This is a genomic window from Hallella sp. (genome assembly GCF_037460745.1).
In the GTDB taxonomy this organism is placed as follows: domain Bacteria; phylum Bacteroidota; class Bacteroidia; order Bacteroidales; family Bacteroidaceae; genus Prevotella; species Prevotella faecis.
On record NZ_JAXVAE010000126.1, the window covers coordinates 1 to 23,280 of the forward strand.

The 23,280-nt window shown below is 54.0% G+C and carries 16 protein-coding genes; 5 read left to right on the forward strand and 11 right to left on the reverse strand.

The features are described 5' to 3' along the window. Nucleotides 1-1,161: 1,161 nt before the first annotated feature. The gene (locus WKK33_RS08635; RefSeq protein ID WP_337933391.1) at nucleotides 1,162-1,371 is read right to left on the reverse strand and encodes a hypothetical protein; all 210 of its coding nucleotides are present in this window, start codon (nucleotides 1,369-1,371) and stop codon (nucleotides 1,162-1,164) included. Between the two features lie 45 nt (nucleotides 1,372-1,416). After that, nucleotides 1,417-4,974 carry a hypothetical protein gene (locus tag WKK33_RS08640; protein ID WP_337933393.1) on the reverse strand — a complete coding sequence of 1,186 codons (3,558 nt, stop codon included), beginning with the start codon at nucleotides 4,972-4,974 and terminating at the stop codon, nucleotides 1,417-1,419. A gap of 679 nt (nucleotides 4,975-5,653) precedes the next feature. Between WKK33_RS08640 and WKK33_RS08645 the strand changes: the two genes are divergently transcribed. Further along, the gene (locus WKK33_RS08645; RefSeq protein ID WP_337933395.1) at nucleotides 5,654-7,405 is read left to right on the forward strand and encodes a helix-turn-helix transcriptional regulator; all 1,752 of its coding nucleotides are present in this window, start codon (nucleotides 5,654-5,656) and stop codon (nucleotides 7,403-7,405) included. 46 nt (nucleotides 7,406-7,451) lie between these two features. Here the strand turns inward: WKK33_RS08645 and WKK33_RS08650 are convergent, their stop codons facing one another. Continuing rightward, nucleotides 7,452-8,684, reverse strand: a complete 1,233-nt coding sequence (locus WKK33_RS08650; RefSeq protein WP_337933397.1) for a Gfo/Idh/MocA family oxidoreductase — start codon at nucleotides 8,682-8,684, stop codon at nucleotides 7,452-7,454. Nucleotides 8,685-8,800: 116 nt separating this feature from the next. Between WKK33_RS08650 and rmuC the strand changes: the two genes are divergently transcribed. The 3 genes from rmuC (at nucleotide 8,801) to WKK33_RS08665 (ending at nucleotide 12,116) form a co-directional block, all read left to right on the forward strand. Next, entirely contained in the window at nucleotides 8,801-10,405 is a 1,605-nt protein-coding gene (gene rmuC / locus WKK33_RS08655) for a DNA recombination protein RmuC (RefSeq protein ID WP_337933399.1), read from the forward strand. Between the two features lie 23 nt (nucleotides 10,406-10,428). After that, nucleotides 10,429-10,887, forward strand: a complete 459-nt coding sequence (locus WKK33_RS08660; RefSeq protein WP_337933401.1) for a GAF domain-containing protein — start codon at nucleotides 10,429-10,431, stop codon at nucleotides 10,885-10,887. 110 nt (nucleotides 10,888-10,997) lie between these two features. Beyond that, nucleotides 10,998-12,116: a serine protease gene (locus WKK33_RS08665; RefSeq protein ID WP_337569276.1), complete on the forward strand. Its 1,119-nt coding sequence runs from the start codon at nucleotides 10,998-11,000 to the stop codon at nucleotides 12,114-12,116. A gap of 75 nt (nucleotides 12,117-12,191) precedes the next feature. Here the strand turns inward: WKK33_RS08665 and tsaA are convergent, their stop codons facing one another. From tsaA to WKK33_RS08705, 8 genes are all read right to left on the reverse strand, one after another. Further along, complete coding sequence (gene tsaA, locus WKK33_RS08670; RefSeq protein WP_337568398.1) at nucleotides 12,192-12,863, reverse strand: tRNA (N6-threonylcarbamoyladenosine(37)-N6)-methyltransferase TrmO; 672 nt, start codon at nucleotides 12,861-12,863, stop codon at nucleotides 12,192-12,194. A 21-nt stretch (nucleotides 12,864-12,884) separates the two neighbouring features. Next, the gene (locus tag WKK33_RS08675; RefSeq protein ID WP_337637354.1) at nucleotides 12,885-13,598 is read right to left on the reverse strand and encodes a phosphatase PAP2 family protein; all 714 of its coding nucleotides are present in this window, start codon (nucleotides 13,596-13,598) and stop codon (nucleotides 12,885-12,887) included. Nucleotides 13,599-13,680: 82 nt separating this feature from the next. Beyond that, complete coding sequence (locus WKK33_RS08680) at nucleotides 13,681-15,531, reverse strand: sulfatase-like hydrolase/transferase (RefSeq protein ID WP_337568389.1); 1,851 nt, start codon at nucleotides 15,529-15,531, stop codon at nucleotides 13,681-13,683. Nucleotides 15,532-15,537: 6 nt separating this feature from the next. Beyond that, complete coding sequence (locus WKK33_RS08685) at nucleotides 15,538-16,164, reverse strand: hypothetical protein (RefSeq protein WP_215760534.1); 627 nt, start codon at nucleotides 16,162-16,164, stop codon at nucleotides 15,538-15,540. A 529-nt stretch (nucleotides 16,165-16,693) separates the two neighbouring features. Continuing rightward, nucleotides 16,694-17,134: a low molecular weight protein-tyrosine-phosphatase gene (locus tag WKK33_RS08690; protein ID WP_337933402.1), complete on the reverse strand. Its 441-nt coding sequence runs from the start codon at nucleotides 17,132-17,134 to the stop codon at nucleotides 16,694-16,696. Continuing rightward, nucleotides 17,131-17,634: a gamma carbonic anhydrase family protein gene (locus tag WKK33_RS08695; protein ID WP_337933404.1), complete on the reverse strand. Its 504-nt coding sequence runs from the start codon at nucleotides 17,632-17,634 to the stop codon at nucleotides 17,131-17,133. The genes WKK33_RS08690 and WKK33_RS08695 overlap by 4 nt, the downstream gene beginning before the upstream one ends. 226 nt (nucleotides 17,635-17,860) lie before the next feature. After that, nucleotides 17,861-19,843 carry a family 20 glycosylhydrolase gene (locus WKK33_RS08700; RefSeq protein WP_337933405.1) on the reverse strand — a complete coding sequence of 661 codons (1,983 nt, stop codon included), beginning with the start codon at nucleotides 19,841-19,843 and terminating at the stop codon, nucleotides 17,861-17,863. A gap of 81 nt (nucleotides 19,844-19,924) precedes the next feature. Continuing rightward, complete coding sequence (locus tag WKK33_RS08705; RefSeq protein ID WP_337933407.1) at nucleotides 19,925-22,366, reverse strand: glycoside hydrolase family 95 protein; 2,442 nt, start codon at nucleotides 22,364-22,366, stop codon at nucleotides 19,925-19,927. A gap of 512 nt (nucleotides 22,367-22,878) precedes the next feature. Here WKK33_RS08705 and WKK33_RS08710 point away from each other — a divergent pair. After that, nucleotides 22,879-23,235: a P-II family nitrogen regulator gene (locus tag WKK33_RS08710; RefSeq protein ID WP_215759486.1), complete on the forward strand. Its 357-nt coding sequence runs from the start codon at nucleotides 22,879-22,881 to the stop codon at nucleotides 23,233-23,235. The last annotated feature ends 45 nt before the right edge of the window (nucleotides 23,236-23,280 follow it).

Genomic DNA, 23,280 nt, shown 5'->3' on the forward strand with positions numbered 1-23,280 from the left:
AAGGATGAAAAGGAGAAAAAAGAGCGTGCAAAAGGAAAAAGAAAGAGAGAAAAGGAGAGAAAAAGCCGAAAGGAGGATCAAAAGCAAGCCAAAGGAGGATAAAAAGAGGATGAAAAGAGGATGAAAACGGGACGGAAGGAGGATGAAAAGAGAACGGAAAGAGGATGAAAGGAGGACGGAAGGGGGACGCACCTCTGCGAACGCCACCGAAAGATTGCGACACACCTCCCCCAAAACTACACGTTTGTTTTCAACAGCAAGGATGTTTTGCGCAAACACGCGAATCTCAGCGCATTTACATAACCACCTACTATTCAACGCCTTACATCAGCAAGCGCACCTTCAATCCCCTACATTCCACGTTACACGTTGCGGTTAGGCATGTTTCGCACCCCGGAACATGCCTAACCGCACGACGAAAGACGCCCGATCGAGGCGAGGATGGGCATCTTTCGCAACGCGATACATGGCCTATCGCAACGCGCAGCTCCGTTTGGCCAGCCGCGAACGCGCAAAAAAGGGATTTTCGCTCGCTGGTTTGAACAAAAACACGACACAACTTTTTAACCAAAAAGCATAACAAAGCATGATGCGTGGACTTCCATCCCAACATCCACTGGCAACCGTAAGTCAGAAACAACCGGATGAAAGAGTACCTCTTTGTGCGCTGAACACCAAAAGACGAAAGCAGGAAAAGGGAAGGAGAAAAACCAAAGCGCCCTCCCCTATCTTATTATCTATGGGGAGGGCGCATATTATCAGAAACTAATCAGGGCAACTCTTCTCGTTGCTTGGGGATTGCAAAACCAATGACTCTCGCAGTTGGGGGAGTGCTTCGATCAAATCTTCCCGCAGACTGGGGAGTGCGTAGGCAAATGGCCTATCATAAGCCGATGGCCATTCGTCGTTGAAAGGCCTTCCATGGAATTGAGGTGCGTTACCAGAGGTGGGTTCCTTTAGGCGTGTACTGAGAGGTATTTGCCTAAGGGCGCCTTCCGAAAAGTATCGCCAGGTGGCGGTTCCTAAAGGAATTTGCCGATAGTTGGTTGCCTAAAGGCTTCCACCCCAACGGTATTCACCCCAAAACCATGGGGTGCTATATGATTTTGGCCTATTCAACCCAAATCGGTCATAAGACCGAAATGGGTTGAAGGGAAGCGATTACCACAGACTCATGTCTTTTTGGTATCCGGCCCAGTTGGTGCTCTTCTCTTGAGGCGCACTGTACTCCTCCTCATCTGCCCACAGGTTATGGCTTGGATTGTTGGGCTTGGCATCAGCCCAATCGGTAACAGATGCTGACAGCATGGAGCACCTCGCCTGCACATTCACCACCTCTGTGGTGGGGCTAATATATTTCTTCATTTTCATAATGCTCGGTGTTAAATCGTTAGTAATCAGGTTATCGGTTCGTTGTTATCGAACCATCACCTTTGTTCCATTCACCACATAGATGCCGCTTGGCAGCTTCACAGAGTGGGACTCGCCAGCCTTGAGGGCCTTCACATCGATGGTCTGACCGCTGACGTTGCGCACATTGACGCGCAGATCCTTGGTAGCCTTGACGGTGAGTTGTCCTGCCTGAGAAGAGAACACGAATCCCGCGTTAGTGGCCTTGCTTGTCACCTCTTGGATGTCGGTCGGGTCATTGTTAGGCTCGAGCGAGATATTGATGTAACGGATGTTGCGTACTCCTGTGCCCGTGCAATCGTAGTAAGAGCGGAACGGCAGCACCTTGACCGTGTTGGACATCTCGAGTGCCAATGATGACACAAACTTATCCTTGTTGAAGTAGAAGATACCCTTCGTCCTATCGACCTCGGCACCAGAGAAGGTGGCCTGCGGTATGAGATCCATGTTCTGGCCATCGACAGTTCCTGAAGAGGCAGCCCCCTGGATGGTACGACCCATTGGCGTCTTCACGATGGTAGAACCCCGCTGACGCAGGATAAACATCAGCTTCGCTTCCTTCTCCGTCATCTCAGCCCTGTCGATGCGCACGATGTAGGCGTCGTTCGGTTGGGTTGTCGACACTCCCGCGTAGGGTGAGAAGTGACCGTCGATATCGGTGAAGATCAGATCACCGCTTGAGTTAGGCTTGCTGAAGGCATTGGTGGCGTTCATCTGGTAGAAGGTGAAGTCGCACTTGTCGTCCTCATTGGTGTACTGACCGGTCTCGGCGTTGATAGCCACGGTGAACGGCATCACGATTGACACCCACTTCTTCGTGTCGTTGTTATTCGCCACGAATCGCTTGTAGCTCACCTCGTTGGCTGCGTTGATACGGATGTCGTAGGGTGAGAAGAAGGGCCACTGGTCCTCGAGCACGATGTTGTTCTCAGCGATGAAGTCGTCACCAGAGAGCGACTTCGAGGCCACGTTGTCGTGGTTGTCGGTAACACCCGTAGGCAAGAAGATCAGTGCGTTCATACCGAGCTTACTCTTCAGGTCCTCGAGCTGACCCCACGCCGCATTGTTGCTACTGAAGAGCAATGAGTTGACATTGCTGGCGTCGAAGTAGAGGATATGGTTGGCGTCGACCGGTGCGTTGGTCTTATGCGCTGCGATGTCGGCGTTGATCTGGTCGATAATCTGCTTGGTGTAAGCATAACCCGTTCCCTCGGGGAGCAATGAACCTGCCTTATCCTTCAGTCGGAGGGTAGCGCCCACGTAATAGTTCTTGTCGGGACCTGTAGGAATGACCGCGTCGTCGTAGACCTTGGTGTAAGTGATTTCAGGCTTGTAGTCGACGGTGGTCAACTTGAGGTCGGTTGAATAGTAGGCGTAGATGGCATGGCGCGGTGTGGTGGTGGGTGCGATGTTGTAACGCGTCTCGTCGCAAACCACGAGGTAACGCTTCACATAGTTGTCGCCATTGTTGGCAACCATCTCCTTCCACTGTCCGCCCTGGGTGTTGTATGCGTCGTTCGAGTAACGGTACTCCTCATAATAGAAGGTGCCCGAACCTGTTGTGCCTGCCTTAAACTTATCAGAGTTGTTGCAGTGGAAGGCCTTGTCGCCAGCCACATCCACTCTCACCTTCTTGGTATAGTCGTAATTGGCAGCCTCGCTGCGATGTGCCTGCAGGTTCTCACCAATAAGGTCGTAATAATCAGACTTCACGAAATGATAGCGCGAATACTTACCCACCTGTCCAGCAGGATAGGTCTCGTCGGCGCTCTTGGAGTGCAATCCGTCGAACGCAAACCTCAGACCTGTTGTGCCAAAGTTTGTCGGCACACCGAAGTCCACCTTACCATCAGTGCCAATGGTGAAGTCGTCGGCAAGATACTGTTTCTTCAGTGCCTGCTCACCCGAGGGCTGTGTGCACGTAATGTCCATCTTATCGATATAAGGATTGAGCGCCTCGAGCTGCACCTGGAAGCAGACGTACGCCTTCTGTCCTTCCTCCAGACCCTCGATCTGCAGTTTGATGGCGTCGTTGTTTATCTTCTCTAAGACGAGCTCGCCCTCAGGATGTTCAGCGCTCGCTTGACCCTCATGCTCGACGGTTGTACCAGTCTTGTCGAAAATCTTTATAGTAAATCCCGTACTTGATGCCTCGGTAGTGATTGTATTAACAACTACAGCCATTCCCTGGGCATAGTTGTAAACACCTTTTCCGTCAGCGTTACAAGAAACGAAATACGTTTCCGCTCCACTACCAATGAAGAGGTTCAAACCTTTAGTATTGTATACCGCCGCATTCCTACTTCTCGTTGTAACATCCAAGTAATAGAATCTCTTATTATTATTCGTAGTATAGTTGTGGGCTAAATAGTATGTATTATATCCACTTTTTGTATACACCTTTCCATCTGTGCCATACGTCCAAACCACCTTATTAGCAGTGAATTCCAAAGAGGAATTCATGTAACGTCCATTACCATCAGTAATATAAATCTGGTCACCTTTCTTAAAGTCCACGTGCTTAGCACTGTTGGCATACACCAAACGTGCACCCACAATGCGGTAACCTACAGGTATACGTTGACCATTTTCGGTGAGTGCGTCTGTCGGCGTCTCCAACCAATAGGTGTTATTCTTCAGGCCAATATACGTAAGCTTACCGTCATTCGATACCGAAGCGATGCTACCATCACCTGGGGTGCCTGCCTTAGCTGTACCACCAACCACTCCTTTTTCGTCGTATAAAAGGAAATCGGCCTCGAGGTCCTTGATGTTGTTATAGTCGTACTTAAAAGAGGTATAGTTATTGACCGTCTGTATCTCAATAGGTCCATAATCCACACGATTGGTCAGGAACGGCAAGGCGAGACAACTCACAGCATCGGTGAACGCGTCGGGCTCCGCCTGAAGCGACTCGTTGAACTTATCGGTACACTCAAAGGTAACAACGAATGACACTACATCAATTGTAGAACTTCCTCCTCGTGCATAATCATGATCCTGCTTGAAATAAAGGATGTTGCCCATGTCCGAATTGTTCATCGAAGTTCTTTGCATGGTAACCCCCTCACTCCCAGTCTTTTTAATAAACACGGACGCGTGCACTGTGGTGAACGAAGCATCCATTTCTTTCAAGGTTGTTGCCACTGGCGAATCATCATTAGAGTTGATGACCATCTTGTAACTCGTGAATCGGTAACCCTTAGGCAATGACAACGACATATGGTTGACTGTACTTCCCTGTCCAGAGATGAAAGTCAACTTGTTTTCCTTTTCAATAGCAGAAACGTTGTTGGCATGCACCTTCATCAAACCGGCAGCAGTGATGGTTGCCTCATCGGAGGTGATGAGGGTCATGGGCAACTGGTTGTGAATCCAAACGCCGCCAAAATTCGTCTTATGGCTTTCCGTTCCATAACTTGCAGCCGAAATGACATTACCCGTCTTGGGGCTGATGCTGACTGTCTGGGCGGCTGCCGCCATTCCCACCGTCAACAGAACTGCAGTTGCGGCGCATCTGATCATGCCCCGGCAACTTGAAATCAATAATTTTAACTTTTCCATATAGCAATCGAATATTGTTCTTGAGCGCAGCCTCGACCAACTGATCAAGAGGTTAAACATTATATAATAGGTGTCGACCTTTGCATTTCATCTACGCCTTGTTTTCTGTTTTACGGCTATGAGGCGTTTCGGTTATGGTTTCACGGTTGGGTCGCCGCGCGCCTCCCCGAATTTTGTCGTTACAAAGATAGCGCAAAAAATCATCAAGAACCTTACAATTTCTTTCATAGATGTAACATCTGGAGTGTTACATTGTAACATTTGAAAGTCGCATTTTTGTAGCATTTCGCAATGCTACAGTTTCATTCCTACAAAAGTGAAAATGTGACACCGCAAAGATCGCCCAGGGAGGCCCCAAGCGAAAATGTTACAAACCTCAAAAGGCGGAACCCACTTAAACTCAGCCCATTACAGACTGATGTTGTAAGAAATCCACCTTTTGTAACATTTCACATAAATGAGACAATAGGCATGAAATCATCGTTTTGTAACATTTTCGATGAAAAAAAAGTGTTACATCCCTTGTTTTGTTACAAAAATGCACTATCTTTGCAAACGGACAGTTAGCATACGGACTGGGGGAAATCAGAAAATCAAGAAATTCGTTTGCATCACTACTATGAAATGGCAGTAGCCGCACCCATGCGGTAGGCACAGCCTAATAAGAAAGGAGTAACTTATGAAGCTACCTATTAAGATCGCTCTCTTTCTCATGGCCTTACTATCGGTCATGGTCGCTTGCACGAGCAAGGACGCATCGCAGAGAGCCACACAGACGAATACCGACAAACGTTATTCGTTCGAATACGTTAAGAAAATCAGCGTCACACAGCCTAAGATGGCGTTGCAGGTGTTGCAGCACGCCGAAGAACATAAGTTGATGTCGCCCATCGACATCAACATCCTCAGGAGCATGGTGTATTACAACTCGACGCTCGACTACAAGAAAGCCATTTTTTACGCCGAGGCCGCGCTCAACGACTCGGAAATCAACAACCGCCCTGAGCAGCTGATGAGCCTGCTGTACATGGCCGCGCTGGAATATTACAACTGTGGCAACTACGCCAAGTGCCTCAACATGGCCGACCGCGCCATCACTACCGGCTACAAATACGACAACCGCCAGCTCGTGGGCCAGGTGCTCACCACGATGGGCCAGTGTCACAGCGAGATAGGCAATGTGGGCCATGCCATCAACTGCTTCGACCGAAGCATCATCATCTTCAAGGGCGAGGTGAAGAAGTCGCCCAAATGGAACCTCTATTACGCGCTGACCACCAGCAACGCGCTGAAGGCCAACGCCTACCTGGAGATGAAACAATACAAGGAACTCTTCCAGATGAAGCCCGAATATGAGGGCACGCTGAAGAAGCTGAACACCCTGCCTGAGGGCATCAGCGGCGTGAACGACCTGGCCAACGCCACCTTTTACTCTATCTACGCCATCGGCTACGAGGAGACGGGCAACCACGCCCAGGGCAGCGCCCTCTACGACAAGCTCATCGTGACGCGCGCCGCCAACACGCCCGAGGGCGCCACGTTTGTTGTGCCCTACCTCATGCTGACCAAGCATTACAACGAGGCCCTGAGCAAAGTGAACGAGATGGAAAGCGTGTGGACCCGTAGCGGCAAGGACACCATAGACTACAACTATATCCATAACATCTTGGCCAACAAAGCCAAGACATTGCAGGCGATGGGCCGCTACAAGGAAAGCTTGGAGACGGGCATACGCGCCTACGACCTCAACGACTCGCTCAACAGGCGCATCAAGGCCCAAAATGCGCTCAGGGTGTCGGAGCAACTGGGCAAGAAGATGCTTAAGAAATACATTGAGCGACAAGACACCCTTCTGAGAATCAACCACATCGCCAACATCGTCATTGGCGCCCTGCTCGTGATTTGCATCGGCCTGATGATTATCGGCTTCCGCATCAACAAGAAGCTGAAGGCCAAGAACCAAGCGGCCTCCACGCTCGTCAACGAACTGCTGCTATACAAGAAGCAGCTTATGGAGCACTTGGCTGCCGACGAAGCCAACAACGCGAAAAACAATCGCAAGACCCTCGAGGCCAACGACGACAAGCAACAGCAGTACGACGAGTTCCTGAGGATGGAGAAAATGGTTATCGACAGGGGCCTGTTCCTCCAACCTAAGTTGGAGCGCTCGGATGTGGCGAAGGAGATGGGCATTTCCACCAGCCATTTCAACGAACTGTTTGCAAGGTTCTCCGACCAGTCGTTCACCAACTTCATCAACGACCTGCGCATGGAGCATGCCGCCAAGTTGCTGAAGGACAAGTCGAACTACACCATCGAGGCCATCGCCAACGAGTGTGGCGTTCCCATCCGCCAAACCTTCTATCGCCTGTTCTCCAAGAAGTTTGGCATGACTCCCGCTGAATACCGCAATGTGGTTGCGGACGAGTAAGTTTAAGATTTAGGGACATTCCTAATATGGGAATGCCCCTCATTTATTACTTGCGGAAGAAGTCGGGAACGGCTACCGGCACCGACCCTTGGCTGATCGACAGCTCCGAGAGCTCAACCACAGCGCACCATTCGGCCAAGTCGTACACATCCATGTCGAGCGGTCGGCCCTTGACCAGGCAGTCTACGAGACGATAATCCATGATGTAGGATATGCCGCCGCGGTTGTCGTATTGCTCAGCCGTGTGGCGCAAGCTGCGAATGTCGTCGGGCAGAAAACGCTCGATCATAGCTTCCACCTCATCGCGCCTCACCTCCTTCTCTCCTATCCAAAGTTGCTCCACAGGGTACTTATCAGCATAACCCTTCGTTCCCACCAGTCGGTAGCCACGACTATAGGGTCGCGGTGTCTGCACATCGTGGCTAAGCAGTAGGGTGCGCCCCAAGGCGGTGCGCATCAGCGTGGTAGTTACAGCGCCATTGGCAAAGCCGTTGGGCGCGGTCGATGCTGATCCCGCCCCATCAGCCACGATGCTGGCGTGGTGCTGGCATACGGCGGGCGACGGTGTGGTGTCCATGCTCACCAAAGTACGTAGCGTGTCGCCACGATGCACGCCCATGGCCAGGCACACAGGCCCCAGCCCATGGGTGGGATAAACGTCGCCCCGGTGAACAGCGTTGTAACGCAGTCGCCAAGGCTCCCACCGGTCGCCCAGGTTGTGGCAATAGCCGCCCTCACCATGCACCACCTCGCCCAATAGGCCCTGTTGCGCCATGGCCGCCGTGGCCAGTTCAAAATAGTCGTAGCAACAGTTCTCGAGCATCATGCAATGGAGCTGCTGGCGTTCGGCCAAATCCACCAACTGCCACGCCTCGCGGATGGTCATCACCGCCGGCACCTCCACCGCCACATGATGCCCGTGCTCCAAGGCACAACAAGCCATGGAGAAATGGCTGGCCCAATCGGTACACACATATACGAGGTCGAGATTGGGCATGTCGCACAGTTGCTCCGCCGACGAGAAGGCGTGCGCAGCGGGTCGCCCATTGTCGCGCAACAGTTGCTGCACATCGGCCACGCTATCGGCCGACAGGTCGCACACGGCCACAATGTCGGTGCGTTCCAAGTGGCACCAACGCATCACGGCCTCGCGTCCACGTTGGCCCAAGCCCACAAAGCCCACCCGCACACGCTCCATCGGCTGTGCGGCAAGTCCCACCACCGACCGTTGTCCAGCAGGTCGTGAGGGTTGGAAGGAGGAAACAGAATAGTGCTTCACGCTACAAATCATTTTTATAATAACGTATCGCTACAACCGATTATTTTAAGGCGAAGCCAAAAAACTTGCCCTGGAGGCTCGTCACATTCAACAATAATGTGTATTTTTGTAACGAAATGACTACAACTATCATCATCAGCATTGTGGCGGCCATCCTCATGGTCGCTGTGGGTTTCATTCTTGGAACCCGCGGGAAGAGTGGTCAGCAGGGCGACAACGCCGTGCTGCTCGACAACCTGCGCTCCCAACTGGCCAATCAGGACCAAAAGATGAAGCAGCAGGAACAAACGTTGACCGCACAGCAAGAAACCATCCGTAACCTGACGGCCGAGCGCGATGTGCAAAAGGCACACGCCGACAGCTTCCGCGAACAGCTCACCTCACAGAAAGACGACTACGAGCAGCGCTTACGCTCGCAAAAGGAAGAGGCCGACGACGCCCTGAAGAGCGAGCGTGAGGAGCAGCAACGACGCCACAACGAGTTGCGCGAGGGTTACGACAAACAACTGGCGGAGCTCAAGGACGCCTACGAGAAGCAGTTGGCACAGACCAAGGACGGCACGGAGAAACAGATAGAGGCGCTGCGCCTGATGAACAAGGAGCAGGTTGACAGCCAGATGAAACTCATCCGCGAGCAGATGCAAACCACCTCCGAGGAGGTGCTGAAACGACGCCAAGACGAGTTGGGCGAGCGCAACAAGGAGCAGGTGTCGAAGATCATCGACCCGCTGCAACAGAGCCTGAAGGAGATGCAGGAGGCATTCAACCTCTCGAAGAGCCAGCAGAGCGAGGCGCTGACCCGTCTCGACGAGACCATCAAGATCAACATGCAGAAGAGCGCCGAACTGGGCGAGACGGCCGACCGCCTGACACGCGCCCTGACGGGCGAGGTGAAGGTGCAAGGCAACTTCGGTGAGCTGAAGCTCAAACAGTTGCTCGAGGACATGGACCTCAAGGAGGGCGAACAGTTTGACACGCAAGAGACGCTGCGCGACAAGGTGGGACGCTCGGCCAAGGGCGACGACGGCAAGGGCCTCATTCCCGACTTCATCTTGCATTTCCCCAACAACCGTCACGTGGTAGTCGACTCGAAGATGTCGCTCACCGACTATGAGCGCTACATGAACGCCGAGGACGGCAGCGTGGAGAAAACCGACTATCTCAAGGCCCACATAGCCAGCGTCAGGGCGCAGGTGAAGCGCCTGGCGAAGAAAGAATACACCAAGTATCTGCCCAGCGGCTACAACCGCCTGAACTTCGCCATCATGTATGTGCCCATTGAGGGCGCGCTCAACCTGGCCCTGCTCAACGATGGTTCGCTGTGGCGCGAGGCTTACGACCAGGGCGTGCTCATTCTCGGCCCACAGACCATGTATATGAACCTGCGCGTGCTGGAGATGATGTGGACCCAGGTGCGACAATTGAAAAACCAGCAAACGATGATCGATGCGGCCAACACCATCATCGACCGTGTGCAGGATTTCGGCATGCGCTTCATGGATGTGGAGTCGAGCATGAACGACACCCTCAAAAAGATGACCAAGCTGAAGATTACCACGGCCGACAATGGGCCCAGCATCATCACCGCCGCCAAGAAGTTGCTGATGGCGGGCGCCAAGGAGAACAAGAAGAAAAAGACGCTCGACGAGATGGACGAATCGATGTTCATTGAGAGCGACGCCGAGGCGACAGAAGAGCAAACGCAACCCAACAACAATTAAAACCCATAAAACCCCATATCATCATGGACGACAAAAAGAGGACATACGACACCGTGGTGGCCCAAGCCCAATGCCTGGTGGACGGCGTAACCAACCATGTGGGAGCACTTGCCAACATCACGGCCCTGCTCAAAGAGGCCTTCCCCTATTACTTCTGGGTGGGATTCTATCTCGTGAAAGACGACCAACTGCAACTGGGACCGTTCCAAGGTCCCGTGGCATGCTACACCATTGGCAAGGGACGCGGCGTATGCGGCACGTCGTGGGCACAGGCCCAGACACTCATTGTGCCCGATGTAGAGCAATTTCCCGGGCACATCGCCTGTTCCTCACGCTCCCGCTCGGAGATCGTGGTGCCCATCCTGCGCAACGGCAACGTGGTGGGCGTCATCGACGTGGACAGCGAGCAGCTCAACTCCTTCGACACTATCGACCAAGAAGGCCTGGAGCGCATAGCCACCCTCTGCGAGCCTTTGGTGTAATCAAACCATAAAACAACATCCGGCATCTGGCCTTCATCTTGATGACACGACCGCTTGCTCATTTCTTCAACCCCAATCAGTCATTAAACCAAAATAGGAGAAATAATACCATGAAAAAAGCAATTCTCCTCATTACCACGCTCCTCGCATTGGTGAGTTGCAGCGAGCGCACCCCACAAGACCTGTTCGACGAGGACAAGTCGGGGGTCGTATTGATCCTCAACGAGTATTACTACACCATGAAGCTGCCCAACGGCAACACCCTGTATTTCACAGGAATAGACGACGACGGAAGCCTTGAGAACCTGTCGGCGGACTACGACGACATCAAGGGCAAGCGCCAAACGCTTAGTGGCACGGGCTTCTTCATCGACAAACAGGGCACCATCATGACCAACCGCCATGTGGCCCAGCCCGCCATCGACAAGAAAGCCGTGAAGGAGAGCTACAACAGTTTGGTGGCATCCCTCAAGGCTTATTTCGGCGCCCAAATGGAAGAACTGGCCGATCAGTACCGCACGCTGGAGAACCAGAAGAGCGACTGTGTGAGCTTCGACTTCTACGGAAACGCCTATCAGGACGAGGAGAAACTGCAAGCCATTACCACCCAACAGGGCGAACTGGAGGAACAGTTCAACCAACTGCGCGATGTGCGCGAGTCGATGAACGACCATGTGTCGTTAGACGAGTTGCAAATAGCGGTGGTTTGCGAGGTGGGCATTGCTTACAACAACACTTACGTGACCTCGAGCAGCGATTTGCTCGACAAGAACCCGTGTGTGGTGACGAAGGTGTCGGGCAAGGAAGACACCGACCTGGCGCTCATCCAACTGAAGGACAAGACCACACCCGAAGGGGCATACGTGTTCAATACCGACGGCAAGGCCGACGTGGGCTTGGTGGCCAAGGTGAAAGACCTGTTCTCCTCGCACAACGATGAGATTCTGCAAATCGACCAACAGTTGTACATGATTGGCTACAACGCAGGTCCGGTATTGGCCAACACCAAGCAAGGCATACAGGTGCAGATGACCAGCGGAAAGGTGACCCAACTGCCCGACGGCGACCGTTTGCTCTACAGCATACCCACCGTGCAGGGGTCAAGTGGTAGCCCTGTCATCGACAGTCAGGGCCGATTGGTGGCGGTAAACTTCGCCAAGTTGGCCGCAAGCGACAACTTCAACTTCGGCATTCCACTCAATAAGGTGAAGGCTTTCCTCAAACCTTAGGGAAGAAAAGACACCTAAGGGGGATGGGCGAAAGAACGCATCGCATCTAAACGACTTTCTATTGTGCAATGCAGCTCACACGATCTCAACCACGGTGAGCACATTGCCCTGGACCGTGAAACGCACATCGCGGCCCTCAAACGGCATGCCATACGTCTTGTTGGCGTCATTCTGATAATGGGGACGTGGGTCAAGGGCCAACACCTGGCGCAACACGGCGGTGGCGTCGGCACCCAATGTGGCCTCCATCTCGGGAGGCACGACCACCGTGAGGCGTTGCATGGGATGATTGTCGACGAAGCCCGACCGCACACCCTCATGGCAATCGGCATAAGCCACATACGGTTTGATGTCGAAAATGGGAGTGCCATCCATGAGATCGGCGCCCATGACGTGGATGACCGGCCCTTTCGACGTGGCCCACTCCACATGGTCGAGCTTCACCGAAGAGAGCCCCAGCGGATTGGGGCGGAACGGTGAGCGCGTGGCAAACACGCCCATGCGCACATTGCCCCCCAACACCGGCGGGCGCACCACAGGACTGACGGCCTGGTGGCGGTTGGCCGAGAAGGCCCAAATCAGCCAGAGATAATCGAACTCCTCGATGCCACGCAACGCATCAGCATTGCGCCATTCGGGCTCAAAGACAATGGTGCCGCGCAAGTCGGGAGCCAAGCCGCTCTGCTTGGGAACGCCAAACTTGGAGGCAAACGGTGAGTGGAAATGGGCTATGGGAGTGATGGTCATGACGGGTAAAACAAGCATTTATCAGAACGTGTCGGTATGCGCGTTGTAGCCAAACGACAGAATCAGCATCAGCAGAATCTCCAACCAACACACCATAACCGGGATATACATATGCGGCGCATCGGGTTGGTAGGGCTTATAGGTCTCGGTCATGCGGTGGAGCGATCGCTGGAAAGCATAATAGACCAGCGAGGCGGTGACCACGCCCACCAACATGCCCACAATGATGTCGCCAAAATAATGAACGCCCAAGTACATGCGCGACCAACAAGTGATGAAGGCCCACGCCATGAGCGTGGTGGTGAGCAGGTGGCGTCGGAACACATAATAGATGAAGAACGCCAATCCCCAACAGTTGGCCGAATGGGCCGACGGGAATCCATAGCGCCCACCACGATAGCCATCCACGATATGCACGAGGGGCGATATGGGATTATCGGTGTTGGCGGGGCGCAAGCGTCCCACGAAAGAGCGTATGAGAGAACCACTCATCTGGTCGTTGATGGTGATGAGCAAGGCCAATACAATGAGGCAAGTGACATTCACTCGCCACGGGAAACAACGAAACATGACATAGGCGATGCTCAGGTAGAACGGCAACCAGATGAACCGACCGCTGAACATCTGCATGAAATTGTCCCAATAATCATTGTGCAAACCATTGATGGCCAGAAATATTTGCGTGTCCCAGTCGACAAGGGTCTGAATGACGGTAGATAATAACAAGTCTGTCATAGTTACGTTTTGAATGGTTCATTGCTCACCCACGCCCCATGAGGCGTGGCGCATAGCGGATAGAGCATGGCGCCGATGAAGATCAGCGCCGGGCGATATCGTCGAACAACACTTGCAGAAGCGCCTTGCCCCGCTGGAGGTTCTTACCCTTTTGTCGGCCCTCATCGATGACCGTACGACCCAGTTTGTTATCGTAAATCATCGTGTTGTCGGCGTCGATGAATCCAATGCCATCGTTCATCAGGAAGAAGGCGTAATGGGGTATCGACGCATCGAAGATATCCTTGCTGAATAGTAGGTCGTTGTGGGGCAAGCCCAACTGTGCGAGCAACGTAGCGGCAATGTCCTGCTGCGATGCGTATGTATCTACAACCATCGGCTTCTCGATGGCTCCACCCGTCCAAATCATAGGACAATGGAAGCGCCACGGCTTAAAATTATCGATCTCCTCAGGCCATGCGCCAAGATGATCGGGCACAATGACAACGAGCGAACTATCCCAGCGATCGGTCTTGCGAAGACTCTTCACAAAATCGCCCAAATAACTGTCGACAAAGGCAAACGCATTGAGCGTCTTGTCTTGCATATACCCAGGCGGCACATCAAAAGGCTCGTGGGAGCTCGAAGTTTGTATGACACGCATCATAGGCCGCGACGGGCGTTCCACTTTCAACTCCTTCTCCACACGCTGAAACAGCAAGTTATCGGGCACACCCCACTTGCTGAGGCGGGCAGAAACGGGGAAGTCGACATCAGAAATGATCGACGAGAACCCCTGGTTCACCAAGAACGAGCGCATGTTTGTGAAGTCGGCATCGCCACCATAATAATACTCCAAGCCATAGCCCGCCTTGGCCAAATGGCTCGCTATCGACGGCAGGGCAGCGGTTTTCTTGGGATATTTCATCAGGCTCACCACCGACGGAGCGGGATAGCCCATGAGGATCGACAACAGGCCGCGGTCGGTGCGGAAACTGTTGGCATAGAAATTGCGGAAGAAGATGCCCTCTTCGCTAAGCTTATTAAGGTTCGGCGTGACAGGCCACTTACGGCCATCCATGCCTTCTGCGAGGGTATGCATCACCGTGTCAGAGAAGCTCTCGAGAATGACGACATACACATCGGGCTGCTCACAGCGCAGCACTTGGGTATGGTTGGCGGATCCCACGGGGCGGTTCAAGTCTGCCACGATGCGATGGGCCACCGCATCGTCCATGAAACGGTATTGCGAGGCGAAGTCTTCTTGGTGACTCATGCTCTCCATAAACGAGAAGAGCGGGTTCACGGCGGCATGGTTGAGCACCGAGTGGTGGGAGAAATACACCTTGCCCGTGTTCATCGACGACACCGTAACGCCACCGCGGATGGGCAGGAAGAGGGATGCCAGCAGCAACAGTTCTACCACCACAGGCCACACCTTACGCTTACCTTTCTGTCGGAAGGCCTTAAGATAGAGCAGGTGGAACACCAGGCTGATGAGGGCCACGACCAGCACCAAGCCCACCAGCGCCATCAAGCCTTGGCCCCAACTGATGCTGGCCAAGGCGTCGGCGGGCGACGAGGTGAGGAAAAACACAGGAGTGCTATCGAGCGGAAAGCGCCAATAACCATACAATCCCATATTGGCCACGAAGCTCAGGGCCACGGCCACCGAGGCCACCCCGAAATAGGCGGCTAACGCAAGTCGCCACCATCGGTCGGCCGACGGTCGGCGAAACACGGCCAGCGGCACGTCGCTCAGCAACAGCACGAGGGCTGGAATCACCGTGAGGTATCCGGCCATCGACAGGTCGAGCGGCAAGCCATGGCCCACCACAGGCCACAAATCGGTTAATCCTCCATCATAAACAAGGAGGAACACCGGTTTTTGCAGTATGAAAAGCAATGTCCAAGCCACAAAGGTGGCGACAATCAGAAATATCTTGTGCTTCAAGGTCGTTTATCTGAGTTCAACTTCGTTGCCTTTGGTGCATTCGAACCACGGCTCCACATCGCGCAGCGAAATGTCGTCGTATTCGAAAGGAGCGACAACCGTTTGGCTGCCATCGGGGAGCACCAGTCCCATCTTACCGTTCTTCTGCGCAATGATAGGCATGGTCATCATGTCGTCGACATAGACGTAGGGCGTGCGCAGGAACTCATATTCGGGCGACAAAAGCACATTGCCCTCATAGTCCTTGATGCCATACTTGCCATCCTTCTCGAACACCTCATGATACTTGAGGTACTTGTCCTTCATGCGTGTTACGTAGAATGACATGGTCTCATCATCGCCAATCATGCTGATAAAGTAATGGAACGTGTCGCAATAGTTGGCGATGGCGCGCGCCACAAGCATGCGCCACGAGAGGTCCTTGACAACCTTTCTGTTGAGATCGATGTAACGGGCCATAGCCTCCTCGCGCTGCGGCACGGTGAGGGTCTTCATGCGGGCCTCAAACTTCTCGAGCATCGCCAGCGAGCCATGCATGGCCTTGATGTAACGATGGATCTGCCGCCCCATCTCGTTGGCAAAAAACATGTCGACTTGCCGGGTCTCTATTTCTTCTCTAAACAATCCTTCCATAGCATTGGTTTGTTTGGTTTCTACATCCACAAAAGTACAAACAATCTGCCAACTGACCAAAAAGAAAACCACAAATATTTATCCCTCCCCATTCAATATCACGGCAAAACATCCTCGGCTCACGCCCGCTTCCCCTTCCATCAGCAAGAAAATGTCGTTTCGTGTCGATTTTCTTGGGTACATCTTCGCAATCATGCGTATTATTTATGTGTAACGGGGAACAGCAACCCCACACCCCTACAAGAGGGCTTAGGGCACGCAACGCTCCATTCGCCCACAGCGCCTATGGAACGAGAACCACTTGGCGCCGTCCCGATAGCAGACCAAAGACAATATTAGGCTTTAGTTAGAAAAATAGTTGTTTAGCGAGAAGGGCTTATCCACGGAACGACACCATGTGACGATTCGCACGGACAAGCCCTTTGTTATTTAGGGAATGTAACGCTATGCGAGTGGCATGGGATCGGCGAAACTCACCGCGTTACGCAGCGATATTTTCCATGCCCCACTGCGGCTGGCGCCTCGTGCGTTAGAGCAATGAGGGCAACGCCTCGCTGAGGTCGCTGAAAGTCTTCTCAAAATCGCCAGTGTACCAAGGGTCGGCCACGTCGCGGTGCTCGCCTACGAGCGTCATGAGCAGGCTCACCTTGCCCTCGTTGTCATTGATGCCCAACATCTTCAGCCACCTGAGATTGTTGCGATCCATCACAAAGATGCGGTCATAATAATCATAATCGGCCTGTGTCAGCTGGCGTGCCTCGCGCCGTTGGAAAGGCACACCATGGTTGCGCAGGCAACGCTTGGCCGGCGGATACATGTCGTTGCCTATCTCCTCGGTCGACGTTGCCATACTATCAATCTCAAACTCGGCCTCCCGGCCCGCATCCTTCACCAGTTTCTTCATCAAGAACTCGGCCATCGGACTGCGACAAATGTTGCCGTGGCAAACAAATAACAGTTTTGTCTTCATGGTTCTCTGTACCATTCTTTTATGTACATGTAATGTTCAGCATACTCCAGAGCCTGCCCTTCGGGCGCGGTCTTCACCTTATGCGCAGGGACGCCAGCCCATGTCTCGCGTGGTCCCACCTGTGAACCGGCCAGCACCACGGCGCCAGCGGCAATGATGGCCTGTTCGCCAATGTCGGCCTTGTCGAGCACCACGGCGTTCATGCCGATGAGCGCTCCACGCCTCACAGTGCAGGCATGCACCACCGCCCCGTGGCCTATCGACACATCGTCTTCGAGCACCACGGGCGCTCCCGCTGTCTGATGGACGCAAGCGCAATCCTGAATGTTCACTCGGTTGCCCACCACCACGGCGTCGACATCGGCCCTGACGACGGCTCCAAACCACACCGAGCAGTCGTCGCCCATCATGATATCGCCCGCCAATGTGGCGTTCTCGGCGAGAAAGCAGCGTTCGCCCCACTGGGGAGTCTTACCCTTCACCGTTTGAATAAGTGCCATATCTTTCTGTCTTTTGATTTGTTTGTAACCCTAAGCCCCATAGGTCGTTAGACCGAACCGGGTTGATGGTTAGGATGCCATAGTTTCTTTTCCTATCCAACGACCGATTTGGGCCAAACGCCATCAACAATGATGACCTAATGACCCATGGGGGTTGAAAGCAAAAAAAAGCCCATAGGCCATGGCGCAACGCACATACCCCATGAGCATCTCGTAATGATCGTTCTTACTTGGCAGCCTCAGCCGTGAAGTTGGTGATACGACTGCGGAACTGTCCGGCCTTCTTCAGCGGGAACACCAAGGTGCGGATGTAGTACATGTCGCCACGCTCGCCAAAGTTCACCTTCTTCACCCCGAGCGTCTCCACGGCCTTTCCGTTGACCAGAAGGGTTGTCTGCTCCTTGTCGCCACGGATAGCCACATGTGCCTTCTCGCCAGGATAGAACTGGTAGTTGAAATGATGCATGTAACCATCGCGACCGTATCCCAGCAAGCCCGCCACGGGATCGGAGAGGTAGAACGTGGTGCCGCCATCGGTAAAGAGCACCGTGCCGCGTGCCTCAGGCTGCGCGTCGATGTCGAAGCTCACCTCATAGTTCCAACCGATGTTGTCGATCGGCAGCGTGTCGCCCGGCTTCACCTGCGCCACCTGCAACTTGCCCGTGGGATGGTAACCGGCGTAGTTGACACCCGGTGCCTCGCGCACGTCCTGCGATTGGCGCTCAAAGTCGGCCCAAGGCAACTTGGTGGCCGACGCGGTCCACATCTTCGTGGCCATCGTGCGGATAGCCGGCATGCAACGATAGTGTATGTCCTGGTCGGTGATGCCGTTGCCCACGATGTCGTTCCACACGGCAAACGCTCCACCCTTGATTTGCGGATGGCGCTCAGGGAACTTCTTGTTGCCACCGAGGTTGGCGGGAGTCCAGTCCTCGTAGAGCCACTTGCAGTTGAGGTAATCGTAGTAGTAGCCAGCCTTCGGAACGATGTAAACATATCCGTCGGGGATCGAAACGAGGTTGTAACCCAACTGGAGCATCGAGTCGGGGTTGGCATATCCCGTGTACCACAGGTCCATCAGCACATCCTTCACCTTAACGGGTGTGGTGCCGCGCGCATGGGTCAGTGCGCCCCACACCTTGGCTTTCTTGCCGTAGCCCTCCACGGTACGGATGTAACGGTCGGTGAGCTCGCGGAACTTCTCCACCACCTCCCGGTCGGCATTGGAATACTCGTCGGTGCCGATATGCATGTATTTGCCGCGGAACACCGGGTTCGGACCATCGAGATACTCCTTGAGCAGGGCGTCGAGGAACGTGTAGGTCTCAGGCTTGAAGAGGTCGAGGTGGTCCATGCCATACTTCTCACTGGCAATCTCCGGCTTATACTGGGTGAAGGCGAGCGCATGGGCGGGCATGTCAATCTCAGGGATAATCTCCACGCCGAGGCTGTCGGCGAGCAATTGGAGATCCACAAACTCGCGCTTGGTGTAGTAACCATCGCGTGCCGTGAGGCCGGGATAGGTGTCACATTCCATACGGAAGGCAGCATAAGTCTTCTTCCAGTCGTTGTCGAAGAATTGCTTGAAACCGTTGTCGTTGAGGTGGATCTGCAACGCGTTCATCTTATAATAAGAGAGGATACGCACATAATCGCGCAACATCGACATGGGCAGGAACTTACGTCCACAGTCGAGGAACGCACCGCGATAGCTGTAATCGGGCCAGTCGCGCACCACGCCCTTGGGCAAGCTCTTTCCCTTGCTGTTGTCGAGCATCTGCAAGAGCGTTCGCGTGCCCCAGTAAAGACCCTTCACCGTGGAAGCGCTGATCACCACGCGGTCGGTAACCGTGAGCGTGTAACCCTCCTCGCCCAACGCCTTATCTTTCTTAATCTCCAGGTAGATGTCGCCCGCCTGTGCCTTGTTGCGTGCAGGCATTTGGGCCTCTGCGCCCAACGATTTCTTCAGGTCGGCGGCGAGAATCTGCGCCACCTCCTTGACCTTGGCACTGTTAGCGTCTTTCTTCACAACAATGGCAGGTGCCGCAGCCTGCTGTCCATCGGCTGCGGCGAAGGTCAACAGGCCCTCGCCTCCCTTCCACACTTTCAGTTCAGGAATGACAAACGGTTTGTCGTTAACGGCCGAAGCGTGATGCGGCGCAAAGGCTGCCATGAGGCAACACACCGCAATAATGGTTTTCTTGATCATGTATTTTTTATTATTGGAATGTCTATCTGTTAGTTATCGATCAACGCCCCGTTGACCCTCGAAGGTCGACGGACGCGTTTTTTAGCGCGCTTTCTCGGCCTGCAACTTACCCTTTTCCCATGTAACGACGAGCGTTTCGCCCTGCTTCACGTCGACGGGGAGCGTCTGGCCCTTGTAGCGCACCACGCCGGCCTCGCCACTGTTGGAGCGGACGCGTGCCTCGGCAAGCTGTCCGCCGCGCCAAGTAATGTCCACCACGAAATTGCCGCGGGCACACAATCCCTTCACCTCGCCGTCGGCCCATGCGTCGGGCAGGGCCGGCAAGAGATGGATGTCGCCATCTTGGCTTTGCAGCAGCATCTCTGTAACGCCAGCCGTTCCTCCGAAATTACCATCTATTTGGAAAGGCGGGTGCAGGTCCCAGAGGTTGTCGGCGGTGCCGTTCTTCAGCAGGTTGCCATAGAGCTTGTAGGCATGGTTGCCATCGAGCAGACGTGCCCATAGGTTGAGCTTCCATCCCATGCTCCAGCCTGTGGCGCCATCGCCACGATGCTCGAGCACCACCCGCGCGGCCTTGGCCAACTCGGGCGTGTAGGCCCAACTCACGGTGTGGCCAGGATGGAGGCCAAAGAGATGGTTTACATGGCGATGCTCATCCTTCGGATCATCGATGTCGCGGCTCCACTCCATGAGCTGTCCGTAGCGGCCAATGCGGTAAGGAGGCAAATGGCGCAACACATCCTGCCACTGAGCCGACTCGTCTTGGTCCACTCCCAGGATGTTGGCGGCCTCCACAGCGTCGGTGAGCAGTTCGCGCACCACGGCCTGGCAGAACGTCACGCCATCGTCGATGATGCCATGCTCGGGCGATGTGCTGGGTGCCACGGTGTAGTTTCCGTTGGGCTTACGCCACAGGAAGTCCTGACAGAACAGCGCTGCACCCTTGATGATGGGGTACGCCTCGTTCTTGAGCCACTCCTTGTCGCGGCTGAAGGTGTAGATATCATAGACCTGGGCGGCCAGCCACGGACCCGCCACGGGCGAGAGGTTCCACGACATGTCGCGGTCGCGCAACGGTGCTGTGAAGCCGAAGGGATTGGCCGAGATGGAGGCCGTCCATCCCCTTGCGCCAAAGTAATCGCGTGCCGTTACGGCACCCGGCTTGACCAATGTGCGCACATAGTCGACAAAAGGCTTCGCGCACTCTTGCAGACCGCCCTGCATCACAGGCCAGTAATTCATCTGGATATTGATGTTGTTATGGTAGTCGGCGTGCCAAGGAGCGTCCGAGTTGGCCAGCCACAGTCCCTGCAGGTTGGCGGGCAAGTTGCCGGCGCGCGACGAAGAGATGAGCAGGTAACGGCCAAACTGGTAGTAGAGCGCCTCCAGATAGGGGTCGGCCACGCCACGGCGATAGTCGGCCAGACGGTCGGGAGTGGCCTTCTCCAGTTCCGTCCTCGTCAGCGCCTTGTTGGCGTCGGCGCCCAACGACAGGCTGACACGCGTGAAGATAGGACGATAATCGGCCAGATGACGCCTCATCAAGCGCTTGTAGTTCAAGGCCATGGCGGCCTTCAGCCAACTGGCGGTGGTCTCCATAGGCTCCACGCCCACATAGGTCTTCGGGTCGTTGAAATCGGGATCGAAGTTCATCTTGTAGTCGGTGTCGGCCGTGAGGATAAACTCCACCTCATCGGCGCCCTTCACCTGGAGGCCCTCATGGCCGTTGCGCACCACCTTGCCACCTTTGTGCCGCATGGCGATACGCACCACCACCTTCATGCCATTGTTGGTAAGATTGCCCACATAGAGCAACTCATTGGCGTCGACATTGTATGTGGTGCACTTGGCCTCCATGCTGGGCACATATTTGAGCAGGAGGTTTTGCTTGCCCTTCTTGCTGGCGGTGAAGCGCACAACGAGCACATTCTCGGGATGCGAGCAGAACGTTTCGCGCACATAGCGCACACCACCGGCCGTGAAACTGACACGCGCCAAGGCCGAGTCGAGTGAGAGGGTGCGACTGTAGGAGCCCTCATCGCAGGCGTCGATGCCCGTCGCCACACGCAGCTCTCCCAGCGTGGTGTAGTTGCCGAAACGCCATTCGGGCTCGGCGCCACGTTCGTAGGCTGCCACACCGTTCATGTTGTCGGCCGTGAGCTGGGCGGCGAGGGCCGAGTCGCCGGCAGCGAACGCCTCGCGTATCTGTCGCAAGGCATCGGTCGATTTCTTGTTGACGTTCCAATAATGTGCCGGTCCCTTGCTGGTGCCTGGTCCACCATTCCACAACGTGATCTCGTTGAGCGAGAGGCGCTCGGTGGCCACAGAGCCAAAGAGCGACGCTCCGATGTTGCCGTTTCCGATAGGCAACGACCGCCGTTCCCACTGCGGATCTACACCGCCATAGGGCTGGAACTCACCGGGTTCGGGCGCGGGTTGGTTGAAGCGAACTTGCAAGGGGCGTTGCGCTGAGGCGGTGTGAACACCGACCATCAGCATGAGAGCCAATAAGATTTGACGCATAATTAGGTAGGATGTACGTTAGTTCGATTTTTAGTTGTATTCTGCAAAATTACGAATTTGATTTGAATATGGCAAGCCATAGAGCGTTTTCGTGCGAAAAACATGCACCAAGCCGTTAGGTGGGCGCTTTGCGGTGGGTCGTTTTAACCCAAATTTGCCATTATACCGATTTGGGGTTGACACACCGAAGCACAGTGGCCAACCACAAACGTGCCTTCAACAAGCCCTCAATTTACAAACTGTAAGCATAGAAAAGTTGAAACCTTACAGTTTGGTACATTTTCAGCCAAATCACTAACCATATTAAAACAAGTCGACATTTAATAGAACAAAACGTAAGTAAACACATCTTTAAGCTTACTTTTTGTCATACCTTTGCACTCGAAAAGAGACAAAAGGAAAGTCAAAGCACCATCCTTCAAGGCAAATGGATTGTTTTTAGGTATTTTGCTTCCTTGTGTTCATGAGAGAGAATTAACAGAGTATTCATATTAAATAAGGAGAGATTAAACATGAAGAAGATCGAAGCAATCATCCGCAAGACGAAGTTCGAGGATGTGAAAGAGGCTCTTTTGGCCGCCGACATCGAATGGTTCTCTTACTATGATGTGAGAGGCGAAGGCAAGATGCGGCAGGCACGCATCTACCGTGGCGTGATGTACGACACCAGCAGCATTGAGCGCATGCTGCTCAACATTGTGGTTCGCGACAAGAACGTGGAGAAGACCATTGCCGCCATCGAGAAGGCGGCCCGCACGGGCGAGATTGGCGACGGCCGCATCTTTGTGATTCCCGTGGAGGACACGGTGCGCATCCGCACAGGCGAGCGCGGCGACATTGCCCTCTACAACGCCGAACAGGAGAAGTAATTGGCTCAAGCGAGAGAAAAAGAATTACCGATTGTTGAACTTTTA